We start from the raw sequence: 21,750 nt of genomic DNA, 5'->3' as shown, positions 1-21,750 counted from the left end.
CCGACCGCGATGTCCGACGAATCGGTCGCCCTGGTCGACGGCCCGTGGACGCACCGGACGGTCAGCGCGGGCGGGACCCGGTTCCACGTGGCCGAGGCCGGTGAGGGACCGCTGGTGCTGCTCCTGCACGGCTTCCCCCAGTTCTGGTGGGCCTGGCGGCACCAGATCCCCGCGCTGGCCGCGGCGGGCTACCGCGCGGTGGCGGTGGACCTGCGCGGATACGGCGCGAGCGACAAGACGCCGCGCGGGTACGACCTCCTGACGGCGGCGTCCGACGCGGCCGGCCTGGTCCGGGCCCTGGGCGAGGTCGACGCGGTCGTGGTCGGGCACGGGATCGGCGGCCTGGCCGCGTGGACGATGAGCGCCTGCTTCCCCGGGGCGGTCCGCCGCCTGGCGGTGCTGTCGATGCCGCACCCGCTGCGGATGCGCGAGGCGATGCTGGAGGGGCGCCAGGGCTGGGCGGCGCGCCACCTGCTCGGCCACCAGGTGCCGATGGTGCCCGAACGCCGCCTCGTGGCCGACGACGCCGAACCGGTCGCCCGGATGCTGCGCGGCTGGTCGGGGCCTGGTTGGCCGGACGCCGAGACCGAGCGGCGCTGCCGGGACGCCTTCCGGATCCCCATGGTGGCGCACTGCTCGCTCGAGTACCACCGCTGGCTGTTCCGCTCCCGGTTCCGTCCGGACGGGTACCGCTACCTGCGCCGGATGCGGCGGCCCTGCACTGTTCCGACGCTGTACGTGCACGGGGCGCTGGACCCTCTCGTGCTGCCCGCCGCGGCGCGCGGCTCGGAGCGGTACGTGGCGGCGCCCTACCGGTGGCGGCTGGTGCCGGGGGCGGGGCACTTCCCGCACCAGGAACGGCCCGAGCAGGTCAACGCCCTGCTCATGGAGTGGCTCGACAACGATGGAGTGGATTCTGATGCGTAGTGACCGGGACCGCAACGTGGGCGGACAGGCCCAGAACCAGCGCCCCCGGGACCGTTACGGGCGGCCGCTGCCGTACGGCTCGCCCGGGGTCCCCCGGGTCCCCGACGACGCGGTGTTCACGCCCGACGAGGGGCTGGCCGAGGCGCAGCGGCTGCTGGGCGAGGGGTACGCCTTCCACGCCCACGAGGTGCTCGAAGCCGTGTGGAAGTCGGCCGTGGAGTCCGAGCGGGAGCTGTGGCGCGGGTTGGCGCAGGTGGCGGTGGGCCTGACGCACGCGCAGCGGGGGAATGCCGAGGGCGCGGCCAGGCTGCTGCGCCGGGGCGCGGACCGGGTCGCCGAGTACGGCGGGGCCGCCCCGCACGGGGTGGACGCCCTCGGGGTGGCCGCGTACGGGCGGGCGGTGGCCGGGGAGGTCGAGGCGGGTCACGGCGACCGGGTCGACCCGGCCGGGCTTCGCCTCACCCGCGACTAGGGAACCTTCGGCGCGGGGGTGGTTCGCGTGCCGGTGCTTTGGTGGCCTTTCGGCCTCCTGTCACGCGGATCGCGGGGTCACGGCGGGCGGCGACGGCGGGTACGGGTCGAGACCGTGCCCACGGTGTCCGTTTCGCGTGGTTTCCGTTGGTGATCTTGCTGTTTTCCCCGAGAACCTTGATTTCGGGGGAAACAGCAGATCACCGGACATTCGAGGGCGGTTCCGCCCCCACCCGGAATGATCATGGGCTTTCCGCCCTTCCCGGCCCCGAAACGGGCAGAAAGCCCAAGACCGTCAACGAAACCCTTCCACCCCCGCGCCGGCCGGGCGGACGTCGGTTTCTGAAACTTATGAACCTTTTATCCTTATTATTGGCATAAATTACTGTTTTTGGGGAAAAGAAAAAACAATCCAACTGTGCGGCGGATTGCGGCTTTTTGTGGGTCACCGGAAGATCACATATCCAAGGACTTCCGCGAAAAGCTTCTTTGGACCCTCACTTTTCGGGGTAGCGATGCGTAGACTCCCGGCACATCGTGATTGTTGACACAACGGTAACGATGAGCTTTTCCTGATCTGTGGTGGCACCGGCAAGACCCCGCCAGATGTGCCTTCGGGCGATCCGCCCGGCCCCGTTCCGGGCGGCGGCGCGCGCTCGCGGGGCCCTGCCCGTCTGGAGGAGGACGGATTGACCGGGCTTAACCTAGCCGCCGAGAGCGGCGCGGGGCTCGTCCTGGAAGGCATGGACTTCACGCTTGTCATCGTGGTCCTGGCGGTGGCGCTGCTCGCGCTGGCCGTCGCGGGGACGCTGGTGCGTGAGGTCCTCGCCGCGGACCAGGGCACCGAGCGAATGCAGAACATCGCCAGGGCCGTGCAAGAGGGAGCGGCGGCCTATCTGAAACGCCAGTTCCGCACCCTGATCGTCTTCGTCGTCGCGATTCCATTGCTGCTTCTGCTGCTGCCGGCCGAATCGGACGCCGTCCGCTATGGGCGTTCGCTGTTCTTCGCGGTCGGTGCGGCGTTCTCCGCGCTGACCGGTTTCGTCGGAATGTGGCTCGCCGTGCGCGGAAACGTGCGAGTGGCGGCGGCCGCGCGGGCGGGCGCCGAGCACAAGGCCATGCGTATCGCCTTCCGCACCGGTGGTGTGGCCGGGATGTTCACCGTCGGACTGGGCCTGCTCGGCGCCGCGGTCGTGGTCCTGGCGTACCAGGGCTCCGCGCCGCTGGTCCTTGAGGGCTTCGGTTTCGGCGCGGCGCTGCTGGCGATGTTCATGCGCGTCGGCGGCGGCATCTTCACCAAGGCCGCCGACGTCGGCGCGGACCTGGTGGGCAAGGTCGAGCAGGGAATCCCCGAGGACGATCCCCGCAACGCCGCGACCATCGCGGACAACGTGGGCGACAACGTCGGCGACTGCGCCGGAATGGCGGCCGACCTGTTCGAGTCCTACGCGGTGGTCCTGGTGGCCTCGCTCATCCTGGGCCGTGTCGCGTTCGGGGTCGGGGGGCTGGTGTTCCCCCTCCTGGTCCCGATGATCGGCGTCATCACCGCGGTCATCGGCATCTTCGTGGTCGCCCCCCGCGCCCGCGACAAGAACGCCATGGCGGCCATCAACCGGGGCTTCTTCATCTCGGCGGTCATCTCCGCCGTGCTCGTGGTGGGCACCGCCCTCTTCTACCTCCCGGGCAGCTTCGCGGAACTGAACGGGGTCTCGGAGGAGATCGCGGCCCTGGACGGAGACCCCCGTTACATCGCGATCGGCGCGGTGCTGATCGGCCTCGTGCTGGCCGCGGCGATCCAGCTGCTCACCGGCTACTTCACCGAGACGACCCGCCGTCCGGTCCGCGAGATCGGGGAGAGCTCGGAGACGGGCGCGGCCACCGTGGTCCTGTCCGGGATCTCGGTCGGACTCGAGTCGGCCGTCTACTCCGCCCTGCTCATCGCGGGCGCGGTCTACGCCGCCTTCCTGCTCGGCGCGGGCAACATCACCATCAGCCTGTTCGCCGTGGCGCTGGCCGGAACGGGACTGCTCACAACGGTGGGCGTGATCGTGGCCATGGACACCTTCGGCCCGGTCGCGGACAACGCCCAGGGCATCGCGGAGATGTCCGGGGACGTGGAAGGCACCGGAGCCGACGTTCTGACCAGCCTGGACGCCGTCGGCAACACCACCAAGGCGATTACCAAGGGCATCGCGATCGCGACCGCGGTGCTCGCCGCGACCGCGCTGTTCGGCGCGTTCCGCACCGCGGTGGAGGCGGAACTCGGCGCGGAGGCCTTCAGCCTCTCCATCGACCGGCCCGACGTCCTGGTCGGCGTGATCATCGGCGCGGCCGTGGTGTTCCTGTTCTCCGGGCTGGCCATCATGGCCGTGGGCCGCGCGGCGGGCCGCGTCGTGCAGGAGGTCCGGGAGCAGTTCCGCACCAGGCCGGGGATCATGGACGGCACCGAGCAGCCGGAGTACGGCCGCGTGGTGGACATCTGCACCCGGGACTCGCTGCGCGAACTCATCACCCCGGGTCTGCTGGCGGTGCTCACCCCCATCGCGGTCGGCTTCGCCCTCGGATACGCCCCGCTGGGCGCGTTCCTGGGCGGTGCCATCGCCGCGGGCACGCTCATGGCGGTGTTCCTGGCGAACTCGGGCGGGGCCTGGGACAACGCCAAGAAGCTGGTCGAGGACGGCCACCACGGCGGAAAGGGGTCGGCCGCGCACGAGGCCACCATCATCGGCGACACCGTGGGCGACCCGTTCAAGGACACCGCCGGTCCGGCCATCAACCCGCTGCTCAAGGTGATGAACCTGGTGGCCCTGATCATCGCGCCCAGCGTCGTCATCTACGCGGACGCCCCCGTGCTGAGGATCGGGGTCAGCGCCGTCGCGGTGCTCGTCATCGTCGGCGCCATCCTGTGGTCCAAGCGGCGCGGGTCGGACGGCCCGGCTCCGTCCCCGGCCGCCGTGTCGGAGGGCGGCAACCCCGGACTCCGCGAGGGCACGGAGCCCGAGCCGAGCGTGAACGGCACGGCCCGGCGGGGCGAGAGCGTGGCCAAGGAGTGACACCCGGCTGACGGGCGCCGACCCGTCAGCGGACGCGCCGGGGAACGGTACGGACCGCTTCCCGGCGCGTCCGCACCCGTCCCCGGAACCGGTACCTCGTCGGAGCCGGCGCCGGACCCATGGCAGACTCTGCGCATGAGCGGTATGAAAGGACTCGCCGTCATCGTCGGCGTGATGCTGGCGTTCATCGGCCTGCTGGCCGTCGTGGCGACGGTGCTCTCGCCATGAACCGACGGCTGATCGTCATGCGGCACGCCAAGGCCGAGAACGCCCCGGGCCTGGCCGACGTCGAACGGGACCTCACCGACACGGGGCGCGCCCAGGCCGGAGCGGTGGGAGCGCTGCTGGCGCGCGAAGGGCTGGTCCCCGAGCACGTCATCTGCTCGGCGGCCAGGCGAACCCGCGAGACCTGGCGGCTGGTCGCCGAGGGGCTGCCGACCGAACCGGAGACGGACGTCACAGCGTCGCTGTACTCGGCCGGGGTGGACACCGCGCTCGAACTCGTCGGCCGGGTCGACCCGGCCGTGCGCACCCTGCTGCTGGTCGGGCACAACCCGACGATGGCGCAGTTGGCGGCGGCGTTCGGCGACGGGGGGTATCCGCACTTCCCGCCGGCGTCGGTCGCGGTGGTCGATCTGGACGTCGACTGGCTCTACGCGGCCCCCGGAACGGGGACCGCGCGGATACTGGAGCGGCCCTGACCTCAGTCGGCGCTCTCGCGGTCGGCGGCCTCCACCTCTTCGCGGGAGATGCCGAGCAGGAAGACGATGGTGTCCAGGTAGGGAACGCTGACCGAGGTGTCGGCCTTGGCGCGGACGACGGGTTTGGCGTTGAAGGCCACACCCAGCCCCGCGGCCTGGAGCATGTCCAGGTCGTTCGCGCCGTCGCCGATGGCGACGGTCTGGCTGAGCGGCACTCCCGCCTCGGCCGCGAACCGCTCCAGCGCGATCGCCTTGCCCTTGCGGTCGATGATCGGACCGGTCAGCCCGCCGGTGAGCTTGCCGTCGACGATCTCCAGGGTGTTCGCCGCCGAGTAGTTGATGCCGAGCCGCTCCACCAGGGTGTCCGTGAGCTGGGTGAACCCTCCGCTGACGATCGCGCACTCGTAGCCCAGGCGCTTGAGGGTGCGCACCAGCGTGCGGGCCCCCGGGGTCAGCACCAGCTTCTCGCGCACGTCGTCCAGCACGTCGGCGTCGAGCCCCTTCAGCAGGGCGACACGGCGGCGCAGCGAGTCCTCGAAGTCCAGTTCACCGCGCATGGCCTCCTCGGTGACCCGGGCGACCTCGTCGCCGCAGCCCGCGTGCTCGGCCAGCAGCTCGATGACCTCACCCTGGATGAGGGTGGAGTCCACGTCCATGACCACCAGGTGCTTGGAGCGCCGGTGCAGACCGGCGGCCTGCACCGCCACGTCGATCGACTGGGTGACCGCCTCCATCGCCAGGTCCGCGCGCAGGCGCTCGGTGTCGGCCCCGGACACGGCCAGCGAGACGGCGGTCACGGGGTAGTTGGCGAGCTGCTCGATCCGGTCGATGTTGGCCCCCGCGCGCGCCACGCACGAGGCGATCGCGCCGAGCGCCGACGGACGCAGCGGGTCGGCCAGGATCGTGACGTCGAGCCTGCCGTCGCCGCTGGAGCCCACGCGCTCGCCGCCCTCGGCGAAGTCGACCTCCATGTCCAGGTCGACGACGGTCTTCTCGACGGCGCTGCGGATCTCGCCGAACATGCGCTCGCGGCTGACACCGGGCGCGGCCCGGTCGTCGACCTCGAGGAGCGAGGCGAGGACCAGGCGACCGCCGATGACCACCTGCTCGAGGTCGGTGAGGATCACCGGGAAGACCGACAGGGTGCTCAGCAGTCGGGCGCTCACACCGGGACGATCGCGGCCGGTCACCGTCACCAGGAGCGTTTTGGGCACAGAATTCGCAAGAGTCATGACGGGGTCTAAGGTACTCCGCCGTCCCGGAGTGGCGTAGACCAGGTCACCGAACGTTCCTCAGCCGCTAACCCGCTGGTCATCAGGGGTCGGGGCGTTGCCGGGCAAAACGGGCCTACCACTTGCGCTTCTTCTTCGGGGCCTTGGTCCGCACCTCGACACCGCCCAGCAGGCAGGTGCCGGTGAGCCGGATGGTGGGGGCGTTCGGGTCGGTGACGTTGTCGACCTTGGACATGTCGACACCGCCCAGGATCGCGTTCACCGAGCTGACGACCCGGACGCCGTGCGGGACGACCATCTCCAGCCCGCCCAGGGCCACGGCGCACTGGATGACGACCTCGCGCTGGGACAGCACGGCCTCGCGCAGGTCGAGTTCGATCCCGCCGCACAGCACAGAGACGTTCGTGTGCGGCTCGACCAGCCAGCGGCCCGCGCGCTCGACCCCGCCGAACACGGCGGAGACGGTCTCCCTGCCCTGGCTTTCGGCGGCCAGCCGCCGGGCCTCCTCGGAGGAGACGGTCATGCCGACCGGCTCGGCGGGCGAAGCGGGACCGGTGCCGGCGGCGGGGGGCAGGTCGTGGGTGACGGGGGCCAGCTCGCCCAGGGTCCTGGCACGGTAGACCGCGTCCAGGCGCTCCTCCAGCTCGTCGTGGCCGATGCGGCCCTCGGCGAGCGCGTCGCGGAGCCGCGCGGCGGTGCGGTCGCGGTCGGCGTCGGACGCGCGGATGCGGTCTGGCTCCATGTTCTGGTTCCTCAACTCGACTCTCCGGGAAACCGTCAGCAGGACAAGCCGAACTTCTTCTTCGCGCCCGGGGCGAGCGTCTTGACCTCGACGCCGCCGAAGATGAGCGCTCCGGTCAGCCGGACGACCGGCGCGTCCGCGGGGACGTCCGAGGCGAGCCCTTTGAGGGTGGCCCCGCCGAAGATCGCCGTGGTCGAGTTCGTGACGCGCACGCCGGGCGGAACGACCACCTCGAGCCCGCCGAACACCACCCCGCACTGGACGACGACCTCGCGCTGGGACAGCACGGCCTCGCGCAGGTCCAGTTCGACGCTGCCGAACAGCGCGGAGACGTTGGTGCGCGGCTCGACCAGCCAGCGGCCGGTCCGCTCCGCGGAGCCGAAGACGGCGGTGATGTTCTCCGCGCCGTCGGGGGAGGGCGCGAGGTCCTCGGAGATCCGGCCGGTCGCCGGAGAGGCGGGCGCGGTGCCGAGATCGGCGGTGATCGGGACGAGCTCGCCCAGCGTCTTGGCGGAGTACAAGGACTCCAGCCGTTCGGCGTGCTCCTCCTGGTCGAGGCGACCGTCGGCGAGGGCGTCGGCGAGGACCTGGGCGACGCGGTCGCGGTCGGCGTCGGACGCGCGCATGAGGTTCGGCTTCGGGGGCTGGGGCTGGTTCGCGATGTTCGCCATGGTCACAAGTATCCCCGTGCGGGACGGCGGGTGGATCGGGAAACGACCCTGATGTCTCCCCGATACGGGGACCCCGAGACCCTGACGCTCCTGTACCGGGCGCCGCCGCGGCGGGCCGTTCACGGTCCCGGCGGCCGCTCCAGGACCGCGCAGTAGGCGGCGACCCGGGCGCGCCGCACCGCACGGTCGAGCAGGCGCAGCGCGGAGCGGCGGGACTCCATCTGGGAGCCGCTCAGCCCCCGGCCCTCGTCCGCGCCGGCCAGACGCACGACGACGGCCAGCCGGTCGGCGAGGGCGGCGAGGCGGTGCGCCCGCTGCGGGTAGCCGGGGGCGAGCCCCTCGGTGGGGGCGCGTCCGGCGTCGCGCAGCTCCGCCAGCGCCCCGACCACCTCGGGCCCCCAGGAGGCGACGTCGTCGACCTGGCCGAACAGCGCGGTGGACTCCCGGATCGCGATGTTGAGCCCGTGCTCGGACTCGGCCAGCTGGACCGCCTCCGGGAGGGAGTCGGCGGCCGGGTAAGGGGTCCAGGAGACGCCCCGGTACGAGGAGCCGCGCAGGTCGGTGCGGGGCACGAGCCCGACCTGGCGGTCGGCCAGGCGCACCAGCACCGCCTCCCGGGCCTCGATGGCCGCCGAGTTGAGCTCCGCGGTGCCCACCAGGCCGAGCGGGTCACCGGGAACGGGGAGGCTCAGGCGGAACGCGGCCAGTCCGAGGCCGCGCAACCGGGCCAGCGCGCTGCGCAGCGGCGCGCCCGGCTCGAACGGCAGGGACGGGTCGGCCACCGCTCCGACCAGGTGCGGTCCGGTCCGCCGCTCCACCGCGTCGACGGCGTCGTCCAGTCCCACCTGACCGGCCAGCCAGGCGTTGCCCCAGGCGACCAGGGGTGCCGATGACAGTTCTTCAAGCATCGGTTCACAGTATTAGCCATGTCCACCGGTTCGTCAGGGGTTCGCGCCACCGGGGCCGCGTCGCGTCCCCGGAAGGGGCGTCACCCCGCGGGAACCCGGCTCCGGCGGAAACCCGGAGTCCAGTATGTTCGCTAGTCGGGTGTGACGAAGGAGAGCGATGAACGGGCACGTGCTGCGCATGAGCGGCGTCGGGGTACGCCGCGGTCGGGCCGAACTGCTGGACGGGGTCGACTGGACGGTCGAGGAGGACGAGCGCTGGGTGGTCATCGGCCCCAACGGGGCGGGCAAGACCACGCTGCTGCGGATCGCCGCCACGCAGCTGCACCCCACCCGGGGGACGGTCGACGTGCTGGGGGAGCGCCTCGGCGGCAGCGACGTGTTCGAGCTGCGGCCGCTCATCGGTTTCGCCAGTTCCGCGGTCGCCGGCCGGATCGAGGACGACAGCGTGGTCCGCGAGCTCGTCGTCAGCGCCGCCTACGGCTACCTGGGCAGCGGCAAGGAGCAGTACGGCACCCCCGACCACGCGCGGGCCCGCGCGCTGCTCGCCCGCTGGGGCGCCGTTCAGCTGGAGGACCGCAGGTTCGGGACCCTTTCGGAGGGGGAGCGCAAGCGGGTGCTGATCGCGCGCTCGCTGATGGCGGACCCGGAGCTGCTCCTGCTGGACGAGCCCGCGGCGGGCCTGGACCTCGGCGGCCGGGAGGACCTGGTGCGCCGACTCGGCCGACTGGCGGGCGACGAGGCGGCGCCCGCGATGGTCGTCGTCACCCACCACGTGGAGGAGATCCCGCCAGGCTTCACGCACGCCCTGCTGCTGCGCGGGGGAGGGGTCGTGGCCGCGGGACCGCTGGAGGACGTGATGACCGCCGACAACCTCAGCGCGACCTTCGGCCTGGAACTCAAGGTCGAGAACGACGGGGACCGCTGGTCCGCGCGCGCCGTCTGAGCCGCATCCGGCGAAGCGGCGCCCGACCGACGCCCCGGACGGCCGGAGCCCGGACCCCGTTCGCGGACCGGATCCGCGAACGGGTGGACACGCGCGACCAGGCGGCCCGCCTCCGAGGGCCGGCCGGGGGACCCGCACCGGGCCCCCGGACCGGCCCCGGTGGTCCCGAACCCGGACGAAAGCCCCGCGGACGTGCTCCGTAGCCTGGACGCAGTCTTCCGGCACGGGCCGGATAACGACCACGAAGGCCACGGATGAACTGGTGGGAAGCGCTTGCGGTCCTGGGGGCGGGGATCGGGGCGGGCGGCATCAACGCGGTGGTCGGATCGGGGACGCTGCTGACCTTCCCGGTGCTGCTGGCGCTCGGCTTCCCACCGGTGGTCGCCACCGTCTCCAACAGTGTCGGGCTGGCGCCCGGCTCCCTCACCGGCGCCATCGGCTACCGCAGGGAGCTCGCCGGGCAGCGCACCCGGCTGCTGCGCTTCGGCGCGATGTCCTTCCTGGGGGCGATCACCGGCGGGGTCCTGCTGCTGAACCTCCCCGAGCGGGTGTTCGCGGTGGTCGTCCCGGTCCTCATCCTGCTGGCCTGTGTACTCATCGTGTTCCAGCCCAGGATCAACGCCTGGCTGCGCGCGCGCCGCCCGGCCCGCCCGAACGGCGGCCCCCTGCTGCCGTTCGGGATCTACGGGGCCGGTGTGTACGGCGGCTACTTCGCGGCGGCCCAGGGCATCATCCTGATCGGCCTGATCGGCAGTTCCCTGGACGAGGAGCTCCAGCGCGTCAACGCCCTGAAGAACGCGCTGACCTTCGTCGTCAACTCCACCGCGGCCGTCTTCTACATCCTCTTCGCGACCCCGTCCTGGCCCGTCGTGTGCCTCATCGCCGTCGGATCGGTGGTCGGGGGATACCTGGGGGCGCGTTTCGGCCGCAGGCTCAAACCGGTCGCGCTGCGCGTCCTGGTCGTGGTCATCGGCCTCACCGCGGTGGTGCAGCTGCTGCTGCGGTGAGTCAGCCCCTGCGGAGGTAGCCGCGCCGTTCCGCGTCGTCGATCAGGGCGAGGGCGTAGGAGCCCAGAGCCTCCGAGCCCTCGGAGATGATCTTCACCTTCTCGAGCACCTGCTCCTTGGTCACCCCGAACTGCTTCCAGGTGCCGCCGTCGGTGTGCCAGTTGGCGAGCATCGGGGCGAGCCGGTCGACCGCCTTGGCGAAGCGCGCCTCGGACGTCTCACGGGCCTCGAACTCGTCCCACAGCGCCCGTGCCCGGATCGCCTGGTCCTCGGGCAGCAGCGTGAAGATGCGGTCCGCCGCCAGCCGCTCGCGCTCCGCCTGCGACTCCGACGCGGCGGTGTCGTAGACGAAGGTGTCGCCCGCGTCGATCTCGACGACGTCGTGCAGCAGCAGCAACTCGACCACGTGCTCGATGTCGGTGCCCTCGGGGGCGTACTCGGCGAACACCCGCGCGGCCACCGCCAGGTGCCAGGAGTGCTCCGCGTCGTTCTCCCTGCGGGAACCGTCGACGAGCAGGTTGCGGCGCAGGATCCGCTTGAGTTTGTCGACCTCCAGGACGAACCGGAGCTGGGCAGTGAGTCGTTCATGATCAACGCCGCTGGTGAACACCGGTGCGGGCTCGGTCACGTGAGTCGCCCTCCTAGAAAACTTGTCGCACGCGAGTCCCGCGGGGGAGAGGCCGTAGGCCCCGGCGCGGGCGCGCGGCGGGAACGGGCCGCTGAGCGGGGGACACGTGCGATTATTCATCACGATGGTGGATACCAGAGGAAAACACCGGGTCCCACGCCACAGACATCCATGCAATGCGGGCATCCTGACGGGGAGGCATCGGGCAGAGGAGGAGCCATGGAGCGACGGATGAACGACAGACCGCGGCTGGTCGTCATCGGCGGGGATGCCGGGGGGATGAGCGCGGCCTCGCAGGCCCGCCGCCGCGGCCCCGAGGACCTGGAGATCCTCGCGCTGGAACGTGGGACCTACACCTCCTACTCGGCGTGCGGCATTCCCTACCTGGTCGGGAAGACCGTATCGAGTCCGCAGGACCTGATCGCCCGCGACCCCGAGACCTTCGCGCGCGACTTCTCGATTCTGGTGCGGACCGGGACCGAGGCCACGGACATCGACCTCCAGGAGCGGACGGTCCACACGGTCGACGCGGCCGGAACCGAGCGGGAGGAGCGCTACGACCACCTGGTGGTCGCCACCGGGGCGGTGCCGAACCGTCCCGAGCTGCCCGGGGCCAGGGCCGAGGGCGTCTTCGGGGTGCAGACCCTCGTGGACGGGATCAGGCTGCGCGAGTACCTGGACACGCGCGGTCCGCGCCGCGCGGTGGTCGTGGGGGGCGGGTACATCGGGCTGGAGATGGCCGAGGCGTTCCTGGAGCGGGGGATCGCGGTCACCGTGCTGGACGGCGGCCCCGAACCGATGGGGACGCTCGACGCGGACATGGGCGCGCTGGTGCGCGAGGCGATGACGGAGATGGGCGCGGTCTTCCGGCCCTGGGCGTGGGTGACCGGGTTCGAGACCGACAAGGGCCGGGTGCGCGCGGTGGCGACCGCCGACGCGGTGTACGAGGCGGAGGTCGTGGTCCTCGGACTCGGCGTGCGCCCCGACAGCGACCTGGCCCGCGCCGCGGGACTGCGGATCGGACCGACCGGCGGGATCGTGGTGGACCGGCGTATGCGCACGTCGGACGAGAACGTCTGGGCGGCGGGAGACTGCGTCGAGACCTTCCACCGCGTCTCGCGCGCGCCGGTGGCGATCGCGCTGGGTACGCACGCCAACAAGCAGGGCAGGGTCGCGGGCACCAACATCGGCGGCGGCTACGCGAGCTTCGGCGGGGTCGTGGGAACGGCCGCCACCAAGCTCTGCGGCCTGGAGATCGCGCGCACCGGGCTGAACGAGGCGGAGGCGCGCTCAGCGGGTTTCGAGTTCGAGACGGTGACCGTCGACTCCACCACCCGTGCCGGCTACTACCCCGACGCGGGGGCCGTCACCGTCAAGCTCCTCGCCGAGCGCCGCACCGGCCGGCTGCTGGGGGGCCAGATCGTGGGGGCCGAGAACGCGGCCAAGCGGGTGGACGTGCTCGCCACCGCGCTGTGGAACGAGATGACGGTGGAGGAGGTCGCCGGGATGGACCTCTCCTACGCGCCGCCGTTCTCCCCGGTGTGGGACCCGGTGCTCATCGCCGCCCGCAAGCTCGCCGAGCGCGCGTACTGAACCGCCGGACTCACAACCGGACGGTCGCCTCGGCGCCGGTGCCCAGGTGCAGGTGGAACCACTCGGCGAGGGCGCGGTCGGCCAGCACGTTGCCGGGGGTCGGCGGGCCCGGCTCCAGACCGGGCTCGGGTCCCATCGTGTGGGCGAGGTCGGGGATCACGATGTGCCGCAGGGTGTGCGGCAGGTGGTACGCGGCCAGCGCGTCGTGCAGGAGCCGGCCGTGGCTCGGGCGGATGATCTCGTCGTGCCCGCCGTTGACGATGAGCAGAGGCGTCCGGGGGGTGCGGGCGGAGAGCTCGTCGGCCCGGTCGGCGAAGTCCAGCCACGTGGCGATCTCGCGGGACTTCTCGCTCCAGTGGTAGGTGACGCCGAGCCGGCGCGCACGGGCCGCGAGCACCTGGGTCGGGTCGATGACGGGGTTGACCACGCCCACCGCGCTGATCGGGAGGTCTCCCTCGGCGAGCGCGAGGAGGGCCGCGGCGCCGCCCGCGCCGACGCCCATCAGGCCGGCGGGGCCGTCCGCGACCGGGAAGGTGTTCCGCAGTTCGGCGACGGTGCGGTCGAGTTCGGCGGCGGCCTGCTCCACGACCGGTCCGTACAGCTGGATCAGGTAGTCGGTCTGACCCAGCCGGTTCACCTCGGGGACGCCTCCCTGGGGCAGGCGGTGTCCGAAGAGGGGGAGGCCGAAGTAGAACTTCCAGGCGTGCAGCCCGAAGAGCGGGAGTGCTCCGGCCATCGCGGCCTCGCTGCGCGGCGGTTCGAAGGCGTGCAGCCCGATGACCATGGGCGCGGGACGGCTGGTGTCGACCGGCGGGACCGCGAGGTACGGAACCCCGGCGGCGGTCCCGGTCAACGGGTCGGCGAGTGTGCTGTCGGCTACCACTGAGGGTTCCTCCCCTGTTCAAACGCGCTGCGCCGACCACGGAGGGCGGTGTGCCGCCACGCGTTGCGAACCTCGGCGCGCGTAGTGGGCGAGAAAAGGATGCGGTCGGCGAAGGGAGCGCGACGGGCGCGGAGCGGTGCGGGTCTCCCCGTGGCGGCTCGCGCGCCGTGCTTCCGGATCGGAGCGGTCCGCGCCGTGTCCGGGCGCGTCGGACGGGGCCCGCGGGGCCTCCGACCGGATCCGGATCGGTGCTACTTTACCGTTCTTTTCCGGTGTGTCCTATTTTGTCATAAACCTTTGTCATCTTCTCGGCCTCGGGCCGAAAAGCTGCTCCAGATATCCGCGGACCAGCAGTTTTGCCTCGGCGATGAGGCGCGGATCGCCGTCGGGGTCGTCGCGGAAGGCCAGTTTGAGTACGGCGTCCGAGGCCTCGACCGCCACGACGATCGCTCGGTCCAGCTTCTCACCGTCGGACGCCCCCGCGACGGAGATCAGCAGATCTCGCAGCCTTCCCGCGATGACCCTGTTGTTCTCGTTGTCCGAGTCGAGCAGCCGTATGTCCACCACGTCGCCGAAGTGCAGGCTGCGGAAGCCCGGTTCGTTGCGGTGCATGTCGATGTACTCGTCGACGATCGCGTCGACGGCCTCGGTCCAGTGCCCGAAGGACTCCTCCGCCAGCCGGTTGGCGACCCGCAGGGTGAAGGTGTCCAGGTAGCGCAGCCCCAGTGCCTGGGTGATGGCCTTCTTGTCCGGGAAGAACTGGTAGACCGAGCCGATGGCGACCCCGGCGCGCTCGGCGATCCTGGTCGTGGACAGCTCGGTGTAGCCGCCCTCGTCGAGGAGCTCGGCGCAGGCGTCCAGCATCCGCTGGACGCGCGCCATGCTGCGCTGCTGTGCGGGAAGCCGGCGCAGCGGGGCGTTGGCCAGGGACTGGTCCGGCGAGGCGACCCGGTTTTTCCGAGTGTTCTCGGCGTTGTCCCCCGGGCGTTCGTCGGCGTTGGAGCCGTGACGCTGCGCGGGAGCGGTGGTCGAGGAGGTTCGGGAAGTAGTCGTCACGTCTTCTATGATGCCTTTCCGAATTCAATTGGTTCCCGTAATATTCCGGTTTCGAGCTCGGCCGGGGCGGTGTGGACGCTTTTGGCCACTTCCGGTCGGGATAGCGAAGCAACCCCGTTGGGAAGAACCACGGAGCCGCTCTCGTCGGAATACCCCGATCCGGCGCGTCCCGATTTCCCGCGGGTTTCCAATGAGGGTTCGACTATCGCGTTCTAGCAGGTGGGGGTGGGGAGGTAGCGGTTCGAACCGTCTCCCGCCAAGGCGTCGGCCGGATAGCGGACAGGGGACCGGCGCGGATGGCGCGACCACCGTCGCTGTTTCGGCGGGGGAGTCGGGGTGGCGGCCGCTCCCGGCCTTTTCCGTCCGTCGATTCCCAATCAACCGGCTCCGCGGCCCGGGGCGGGCCTGCCGGGGCGGACGCGACCGGACCCGATTCACGTGACCGGGGCGGCCGGCGCCCGCACCCGGTGCCGGGGGACCGCTCCGGAGCCGACCGGGGCCCGTTTCTGACAATTATTTGTGAAGAACGTCTGATTCGCTTTGGGGAGGACGCCCTGTCTCACTAGCGTCCACGTATGAACAGCACCGCCGTTCCCGCCTCCGGAATCGAGGCGTTCATCAGAGAGCTGCCCAAAGTAGAGCTCCACGTCCACCTGGAAGGCTCGATGCAGCCCGAGACCTTCCTCCGGCTGGTCCGCAAGCACGACGTGGCCGGGCTGCCGCGCTCGCTCGAAGAGGTCGACGCGTACTACGAGTTCCGGGACTTCCCGCACTTCATCGACGTGTACATCGCCTCGGTGGAGGTGCTGCGCGACGAGGAGGACTTCGCGCTGCTCACGGCCGACGTGGCGGCCCGGCTCGCCGCGCAGAACGTCCGGTACGCCGAGCTGCACATCAGCCTCTACAACCACCTGATGCGCGGCATCCCCGCGTCCGTGGTCTTCGCCGGGGTCGAGCACGGCCGCAGGGAGGCCGAGCGCGAGCACGGGATCCGGCTGCGCTGGATCCCCGACTTCCCCGGAGACTTCGGGGTGGAGGCGGGGGAGCGGACCCTGGACGCGGTGCTCGCCGACGGGCCCTCCAGCGTCGTGGGGTTCGGGGTGGGCGGCATCGAGGTGGACCGCGTCCCCTTCAAGGGGATCTACGACCGGGCCCGCGCCGCCGGGCTGCACAGCCTTCCGCACGCCGGGGAGAACGGCGGCCCGCAGCGGGTGTGGGACGCGGTCACCGTGCTGGGCGCCGAGCGGATCGGGCACGGCATCGACAGCATGAAGGACCCGCGTCTCGTCGACCACCTGGGGCAGGCGCGGATCCCGGTGGACGTCTCGCCCACCTCCAACCTGCGCACCCGCGCGATCTCGACCATCGAGGAGCACCCGCTGCCGCGCATGCTGGAGGCGGGCCTGGTGGTGACCCTGAACTCCGACGACCCGCCCATGTTCGGAACCGACCTGCTGAACGAGTACCGGACCGCGCACGCCCTCGGCCTGGGAGCGGCGGACCTGGCCCTCCTGGCCCGCAACGGCGTGGCGGCCTCGTACCTGGACGACGCGGACAAGCGGGGGCTGACCGCCGAGATCGACGCGGTCCTGGCCGGGGCGTGACGGGGGCGGTGGAGGGCGCGGCCCTCCACCGCCCCGGAGGGGGTCAGGCGCTCGAACCGTCGGGCTCGGCGGTCAGGCCGGCTCCGCCGCACCGGTCCCGGTAGCCCTCGAAGGAGGCCACGCCCTGCTCGGCGGCGTCCCCCTCGTGCAGGACCGGCACACCGCCCTGGATCTCGCCGGGAAGCCACTCGCTGTCGAGGACCTCGTCCCCCTGGAGGGTCAGCCGCAGCACGCCGGTCTCGGCGGTGGGGCCGTCGAAGTTGTAGAAGACGAAGTTGCCCAGGCCGTAGTGCACGTAGGAGCCGCCCATGTAGCCGCCCGGGCCGACCACGTGCGCGTGCCCGCCCACGACGGCGGTGGCGCCCGCGTCGATGAGCTGCCGGGCGAGGTCGGGGGCGTGCGGGAGCGGGCAGTGGTCGCCTTCGCGGCCCCAGTGCAGGAACACGATGACGGCGTCGGCCTCGGCCCGGGCCTCCTCGACCGCCTGGAGCGCGCGCGGCAGCGCCTCGCCCTTGGTGGAGGCCAGACCGGGCTTGCCGTCGCCGGCCGTCCACTCGGCCGTCAGGTGCTCGTCCATGACGTCGGTGGCGCCGATGACCGCCAGCGTGTTCCCGTTGACCTCGAAGACCTCCGGCGCGTAGGCCTCGTCCGCGTCATCGCCTGCCCCGACCAGCGGGAATCCCGCGGCCTCGGCGTTGGCGAGCGTGTCGGCGAGGCCGTCGGCCCCGAAGTCCATACCGTGGTTGTTGGCCAGGGTCGCCACGTCGATCCCGGCGGAGTCCAGGGCGGTGAACGCGGTGGCGGGGGCCCGGAAGGCGAACTGCTTGCCGGGCGCCCGGGTGCCCCCGCCGGTGACAGCGGTCTCCAGGTTGACCACGCTGACGTCGGCCTCCCGGAACACCGTCGAGACCGGGCCGACCGCGGTGGCTGGGTCCGCGTCCAGCCGCTGGCGGAGCATCCCCTCGAACATGACGTCGCCGCCGATGGCGACGGTGTACGGCTCCCCGGCGGACTCGCTCGGGGCGGGCGCCGCGGATTCCGCGGGGGCGCCGTCCCGGGGCTGGTCCGCGGCGACGGGCGCGCCGACATCGGTGTCGCAGGCGGTGGCCGCGAGGGCGGTGGCCAGGAGCAGCGCGCCGAGGCGGAGTGGGGGGCCGTACGGGACGAACGGGGGAGTCCGGGGGATCACGAGGGTCTCCTGGGGGGCTGGTTCGGCCGGTGTCGGTAGGACGCCCGAAGCCGGTCCTCCGTTGAGAGGGGCCGGGCCATGAGTCTTACTCGTTACGGATGCCGGGCTTTCCTCCTCCGAATCGGGGACGCCGGCGGTCGCGACTGCCGGTGATCATAACTTCTCCCTGTGTCGCCATGGGGGGAAAGGGAATGTTCCGTCGGCGGACGCTTGTCTGTAAGAGTTCGTTTTCTTGAACCATTCCAGTTAATGCCCTAGAGTGAGGCCATGGACGACGCCGCCGCTCTCCGCGCGGCCGGGCTGCGGGTGACCGCCTCCCGGCTGGCGATCCTCGACGCGATCAGGCTGGGAAACCACCTGGACGCCGACCGTGTCGCGCGTGCCGTTCGGGAGCGGGTCGGCCACGTGTCGACCCAGGCGGTCTACGACAGCCTGCACGCCCTGACGGGCGCCGGGCTGCTCCGCCGCATCGAACCCGCCGGTTCACCGGCGCGCTACGAGGCCCGGGTCGGGGACAACCACCACCACCTGGTCTGTCGTCGCTGTGGAGAGGTGACCGACGTCGACTGCGTGACCGGCCGGGCCCCGTGCCTGGAGCCGTCGCAGACGCACGGTTACGACATCGACGAAGCCGAAGTGGTGTTCTGGGGCGTCTGTCCCGAGTGCCGGTCCGCGGGCGCGGCCCCGGACGCCAGAACCCCCGGAGCCACTCCGCGCGGCGCGTGAACCGGGACCCACCCGATGACCACCGGCCTCCCCGGAGGGCGGTACCCGCATGTTTTTCGAGGCCGAGCTTCATCAGAAAGGTGTGAGCAGTGGTTGCTTACAGCACGGACGACGCCGGGATCCCGGCACCGCACGACGGACTCTCGCAGTCGGTCGGCCCGAACGGCCCCCTGCTGCTGCAGGATCACTACCTGATCCAGAAGCTGGCGCACTTCGACCGCGAGCGCGTCCCCGAGCGCGTGGTGCACGCCAAGGGCGGCGGCGCCTACGGCGAACTCGAGATCACCGAGGACGTCAGCCAGTACACCCGGGCGGGCCTGTTCCAGAAGGGGAAGAAGACCCCGCTGCTGCTGCGCTTCTCCACTGTCGCCGGTGAGCTGGGCAGCGCCGACTCCGCCCGCGACCCCCGCGGCTTCGCGCTGAAGTTCTACACCGAGGAGGGCAACTACGACCTCGTCGGCAACAACACCCCGATCTTCTTCATCCGGGACCCCTCGAAGTTCCCCGACTTCATCCACTCGCAGAAGCGCCGCGCGGACAACCAGCTGCGCGACAACAACAACCAGTGGGACTTCTGGACGCTGAACCCGGAGTCGGCCCACCAGGTCTCCTTCGTGATGACCGACCGCGGCACCCCGAAGAACTGGCGCCACATGCACGGCTTCGGCAGCCACACCTTCATGTGGTACAACGCGGCCGGTGAGAAGTTCTGGGTCAAGTACCACTTCAAGACCGACCAGGGCGTCGAGAACCTGACCGCGGGCGAGGCCAAGGCACTGGAGGCCGAGGACCCCGACGCCTTCCGCCGCGACCTGTGGAACGCGATCGAGAAGGGCGAGTACCCCTCCTGGACGGTCAACGTCCAGGTCATGCCCTTCGAGGCCGCCGCCGACTACCGGTTCAACCCGTTCGACCTGACCAAGGTCTGGCCGCACGAGGACTACCCCGAGATCACCATCGGCAGGTTCACGCTGAACCGGAACCCGCAGAACTACTTCGCCGAGCTGGAGCAGTCCGCCTTCCAGCCGTCGAGCATGGTTCCCGGCATCGCCGCCAGCCCGGACAAGATGCTCCAGGGGCGCCTGTTCTCCTACCCGGACACCCAGCGCTACCGCATCGGCCCGAACTTCCTGCACCTGCCGGTGAACCGCCCGCTGTCGCCGGTGCACAGCTACAACCGTGACGGTGCGATGGCCTTCCACGCCAGCCCGGACCCGGTCTACGCCCCGAACACCGTGGGCGGCCCGGTCGCCGACCAGGAGCTGTTCACGGGCGCGGACTACCACGTCGCGGGTGAGATCGTGCGCTCGGCCTACGAGCTGCACAAGGAGGACGACGACTTCGCCCAGCCGCGCGCGCTGTGGGAGAAGGTCCTGACCGACTCCGAGCGCGCCAACCTGGTGGGCAACATCGTCGGCCACGCCTCGGCCCCCGAGGTCACGGCGGACATGAAGAGGCGCGTCGTCGAGTACTGGACCAACGTCCACCCGGACCTGGGCGGCGGCGTCGCCAAGGGCCTGGGCGTCCAGGGCTAGGACCCGGGCAGAGCCCGCTGTCGGCGAACCCCGGTCGGGATCCACGGATCCCGACCGGGGTTCTTCGCGTCCGAGGGGAGGCACGGACGCCCCGGGGGGTTTGACGGGTTTTGTGGAAATGCGATGAATTCCCCTCTTATTGGGTTGCCGGGAGGCCCGAGAATCGGAATTCCATCCTTCTCCGTGTGCGGGGGCCTGTTTTGCCGTTGCCGCGTCATGGCCGGTCAAAGCGGACATTTTAGGAACTTGGCCGACTGTGTTCCAGGATTTACGGGAATTCTGTCCAAAGCCCTTCCAGTCGTCCGAAAGGCTGCTAGCGTTGCCGTTCGTCAGCAGGTGGGAGCGGTTTTCCGCTCTCTATTCCGGACGGCCTGCGCTGCTGATCGACCGGGCCGGTCCCCGGCGCCCTTCGGGTGCTGATCCACGCTTCTCGTTAGTCGGGCGGCGATTCACCGATCCGCTCGCGGTGACTCTCCGTCCTTGATTGCTCACTCAAAGTTTTTGATGGGCGAAAGGTCGTGCCGAAACATGCGCAAGAAGAAGATGCTCGCCACCGCCTCCACCGCCGCGCTCACCGTCGGCCTGGTGGGCGCTTTCTCCCCCTTCTCCCCCTTCGCGTTCGCGGACCAGATCACCGATGGCTCGGGCGGTGTGGCCGGGGGGAACCAGGTCAACGTGCCGGTGGATGTCGAGGCCGGGCTCTGCGGCAACGCCCTGGCCGCGCTGGGTCTGTCCAAGGCCGAGTGCACCGAGGTCTCCCGGGTCCTCTACGCCGCCAGTGACGAGGGACAGGCGGCCGGCGGGCAGGCGTCCGACGGCTCGGGGGGCGTGGCCAGCGGGAACCAGGTCAACATCCCGGTGGACGCCGCGGTCGACGTCTGCGGCAACTCGGTCGCGGTCGGCGGCCTGTCCAAGGCCGAGTGCACCGAGGTGGTCCACGAGATCGCCGGCTCCTCGGAGAACGAGCAGGCGTCCGACGGCTCGGGGGGCGTGGCCAGCGGGAACCAGATCAACATCCCGGTGAACATCGCGGTCGAGGTCTGCGGCAACTCCATCGGGGTCCTGGGCGTCTCCAAGGCCGAGTGCGAGACGGTCGTCGACGCGATCAGCGCCTCGTCCGACAACGAGGGCGGCGGCGGGCAGGCGTCCGACGGCTCGGGGGGCGTGGCCAGCGGGAACCAGGTCAACATCCCGGTGGACGCCGCGGTCGACGTCTGCGGCAACGCGGTCACCGTGCTGTCGTTGGCCGAGACCGAGTGCATGGAGGAGATCACCGACGGCGGGGAGCCCGGGGACGGCGAGGGCCCGGAGCAGCCCGGGGAGCCCGGGGACTCCGACGGCGAGGAGCCCGGAGACGACTCGGAGGGCCCGGAGCAGCCCGGGGAGCCCGGGGACTCCGACGGCGAGGAGCCCGGAGACGACTCGGAGGGCCCCGGTGACGACCGCGGGGGCGAGGAGGCCGAGGCCGACGAGAGGCCCGCTGCGGACGGCAGCCTGCCGGTGACCGGTGTCGCCCTCGGCGGACTGGTCGCCGCCGCGGTCGCGGCCCTGGGCGGCGGCGGCGCGGCGATGTACCTGAGCCGCAGGAAGAAGGCGGCCGCGGCCGCGTCGCAGGAGTAGCGGCCCCGCCCGATCCGAGCCCGCTCCCGGCCGCTCCGGCCGGGGGCGGTTCGGCGCCGGGAATCCGCCGGCCGGATCGTCGGGGTGTCCTCGTGCGTGGCGCGGTGACGGGGGCGGCGACGGCGGGCGGGGGTCGGGGCCGCGCCCATGCTGTCCGTTGCGTGAGGGGTCCGTTGACGGTCGTGGGGGGGGTGGGCGGGGGGGCCCCCCCCCCGCCCGACTGCCCCCCACCCGCGCCAACAAACACCCAGCCCCCCAAAC

19 protein-coding genes are annotated in these 21,750 nt (G+C 71.4%); 11 read left to right on the top strand and 8 right to left on the bottom strand.

From position 1 onward, the window contains the following. Positions 1-9 precede the first annotated feature (9 nt). The 4 genes from EV190_RS03335 to EV190_RS03320 all read left to right on the top strand — a co-directional run bounded on the left by EV190_RS03335 (position 10) and on the right by EV190_RS03320 (position 5,152). Positions 10-927, top strand: coding sequence for an alpha/beta fold hydrolase (locus tag EV190_RS03335; protein ID WP_133739882.1), 918 nt, complete (start codon positions 10-12; stop codon positions 925-927). After that, entirely contained in the window at positions 920-1,399 is a 480-nt protein-coding gene (locus tag EV190_RS03330; RefSeq protein ID WP_243742302.1) for a DUF309 domain-containing protein, read from the top strand. The genes EV190_RS03335 and EV190_RS03330 overlap by 8 nt, the downstream gene beginning before the upstream one ends. Before the next feature lie 688 nt (positions 1,400-2,087). Then, positions 2,088-4,451, top strand: coding sequence for a sodium-translocating pyrophosphatase (locus tag EV190_RS03325; RefSeq protein ID WP_133739880.1), 2,364 nt, complete (start codon positions 2,088-2,090; stop codon positions 4,449-4,451). A gap of 224 nt (positions 4,452-4,675) precedes the next feature. Further along, a complete protein-coding gene (locus EV190_RS03320) occupies positions 4,676-5,152 on the top strand; it encodes a SixA phosphatase family protein (protein WP_133739879.1) in 477 nt (158 codons plus the stop codon). A gap of 2 nt (positions 5,153-5,154) precedes the next feature. On the opposite strand, the gene serB is transcribed toward EV190_RS03320, so the two are convergent. The 4 genes from serB to EV190_RS03300 all read right to left on the bottom strand — a co-directional run bounded on the left by serB (position 5,155) and on the right by EV190_RS03300 (position 8,705). After that, a complete protein-coding gene (gene serB, locus EV190_RS03315) occupies positions 5,155-6,384 on the bottom strand; it encodes a phosphoserine phosphatase SerB (RefSeq protein ID WP_133739878.1) in 1,230 nt (409 codons plus the stop codon). A 115-nt stretch (positions 6,385-6,499) separates the two neighbouring features. Further along, on the bottom strand, positions 6,500-7,126 hold the full coding sequence (locus tag EV190_RS03310) for a DUF1707 SHOCT-like domain-containing protein (RefSeq protein ID WP_133739877.1): 627 nt from the start codon (positions 7,124-7,126) through the stop codon (positions 6,500-6,502). 35 nt (positions 7,127-7,161) lie between these two features. After that, positions 7,162-7,797, bottom strand: coding sequence for a DUF1707 SHOCT-like domain-containing protein (locus EV190_RS03305; RefSeq protein WP_133739876.1), 636 nt, complete (start codon positions 7,795-7,797; stop codon positions 7,162-7,164). 119 nt (positions 7,798-7,916) lie between these two features. After that, positions 7,917-8,705 (bottom strand): hypothetical protein, encoded by a 789-nt coding sequence (locus EV190_RS03300; protein ID WP_133739875.1) that lies wholly within the window; start codon positions 8,703-8,705, stop codon positions 7,917-7,919. Positions 8,706-8,862: 157 nt separating this feature from the next. Between EV190_RS03300 and EV190_RS03295 the strand changes: the two genes are divergently transcribed. After that, complete coding sequence (locus EV190_RS03295) at positions 8,863-9,648, top strand: ABC transporter ATP-binding protein (RefSeq protein ID WP_133739874.1); 786 nt, start codon at positions 8,863-8,865, stop codon at positions 9,646-9,648. A gap of 254 nt (positions 9,649-9,902) precedes the next feature. Next, positions 9,903-10,655, top strand: coding sequence for a sulfite exporter TauE/SafE family protein (locus EV190_RS03290; RefSeq protein ID WP_133739873.1), 753 nt, complete (start codon positions 9,903-9,905; stop codon positions 10,653-10,655). A 1-nt stretch (position 10,656) separates the two neighbouring features. Here the strand turns inward: EV190_RS03290 and EV190_RS03285 are convergent, their stop codons facing one another. Further along, positions 10,657-11,283: an HD domain-containing protein gene (locus EV190_RS03285; RefSeq protein WP_133739872.1), complete on the bottom strand. Its 627-nt coding sequence runs from the start codon at positions 11,281-11,283 to the stop codon at positions 10,657-10,659. Positions 11,284-11,514: 231 nt separating this feature from the next. Here EV190_RS03285 and EV190_RS03280 point away from each other — a divergent pair, with 231 nt between their 5' ends. Beyond that, positions 11,515-12,876, top strand: a complete 1,362-nt coding sequence (locus EV190_RS03280; protein ID WP_133739871.1) for an FAD-dependent oxidoreductase — start codon at positions 11,515-11,517, stop codon at positions 12,874-12,876. Between the two features lie 10 nt (positions 12,877-12,886). Here EV190_RS03280 and EV190_RS03275 read toward each other — a convergent pair whose 3' ends face one another. Next, positions 12,887-13,759, bottom strand: coding sequence for an alpha/beta hydrolase family protein (locus EV190_RS03275; RefSeq protein ID WP_133739870.1), 873 nt, complete (start codon positions 13,757-13,759; stop codon positions 12,887-12,889). A 300-nt stretch (positions 13,760-14,059) separates the two neighbouring features. Continuing rightward, the gene (locus EV190_RS03270; RefSeq protein ID WP_133740153.1) at positions 14,060-14,641 is read right to left on the bottom strand and encodes a TetR family transcriptional regulator; all 582 of its coding nucleotides are present in this window, start codon (positions 14,639-14,641) and stop codon (positions 14,060-14,062) included. A 749-nt stretch (positions 14,642-15,390) separates the two neighbouring features. On the opposite strand from EV190_RS03270, the gene add reads away from it, so the two are divergent. Continuing rightward, on the top strand, positions 15,391-16,419 hold the full coding sequence (add, locus tag EV190_RS03265; protein ID WP_133739869.1) for an adenosine deaminase: 1,029 nt from the start codon (positions 15,391-15,393) through the stop codon (positions 16,417-16,419). 43 nt (positions 16,420-16,462) lie between these two features. Here add and EV190_RS03260 read toward each other — a convergent pair whose 3' ends face one another. Then, positions 16,463-17,608: a CapA family protein gene (locus tag EV190_RS03260; RefSeq protein WP_133739868.1), complete on the bottom strand. Its 1,146-nt coding sequence runs from the start codon at positions 17,606-17,608 to the stop codon at positions 16,463-16,465. A 267-nt stretch (positions 17,609-17,875) separates the two neighbouring features. On the opposite strand from EV190_RS03260, the gene EV190_RS03255 reads away from it, so the two are divergent. The 3 genes from EV190_RS03255 to EV190_RS03245 all read left to right on the top strand — a co-directional run bounded on the left by EV190_RS03255 (position 17,876) and on the right by EV190_RS03245 (position 21,489). Continuing rightward, positions 17,876-18,334: a Fur family transcriptional regulator gene (locus tag EV190_RS03255; RefSeq protein ID WP_133739867.1), complete on the top strand. Its 459-nt coding sequence runs from the start codon at positions 17,876-17,878 to the stop codon at positions 18,332-18,334. Between the two features lie 89 nt (positions 18,335-18,423). Continuing rightward, complete coding sequence (locus tag EV190_RS03250) at positions 18,424-19,869, top strand: catalase (protein WP_133739866.1); 1,446 nt, start codon at positions 18,424-18,426, stop codon at positions 19,867-19,869. Between the two features lie 528 nt (positions 19,870-20,397). Continuing rightward, positions 20,398-21,489, top strand: coding sequence for a chaplin (locus EV190_RS03245; protein ID WP_133739865.1), 1,092 nt, complete (start codon positions 20,398-20,400; stop codon positions 21,487-21,489). Positions 21,490-21,750 lie beyond the last annotated feature (261 nt).

This window comes from Actinorugispora endophytica (assembly GCF_004363075.1).
In the GTDB taxonomy this organism is placed as follows: Bacteria; Actinomycetota; Actinomycetes; order Streptosporangiales; family Streptosporangiaceae; genus Actinorugispora; species Actinorugispora endophytica.
This window is presented reverse-complemented; position numbering and strand designations above follow the sequence as displayed.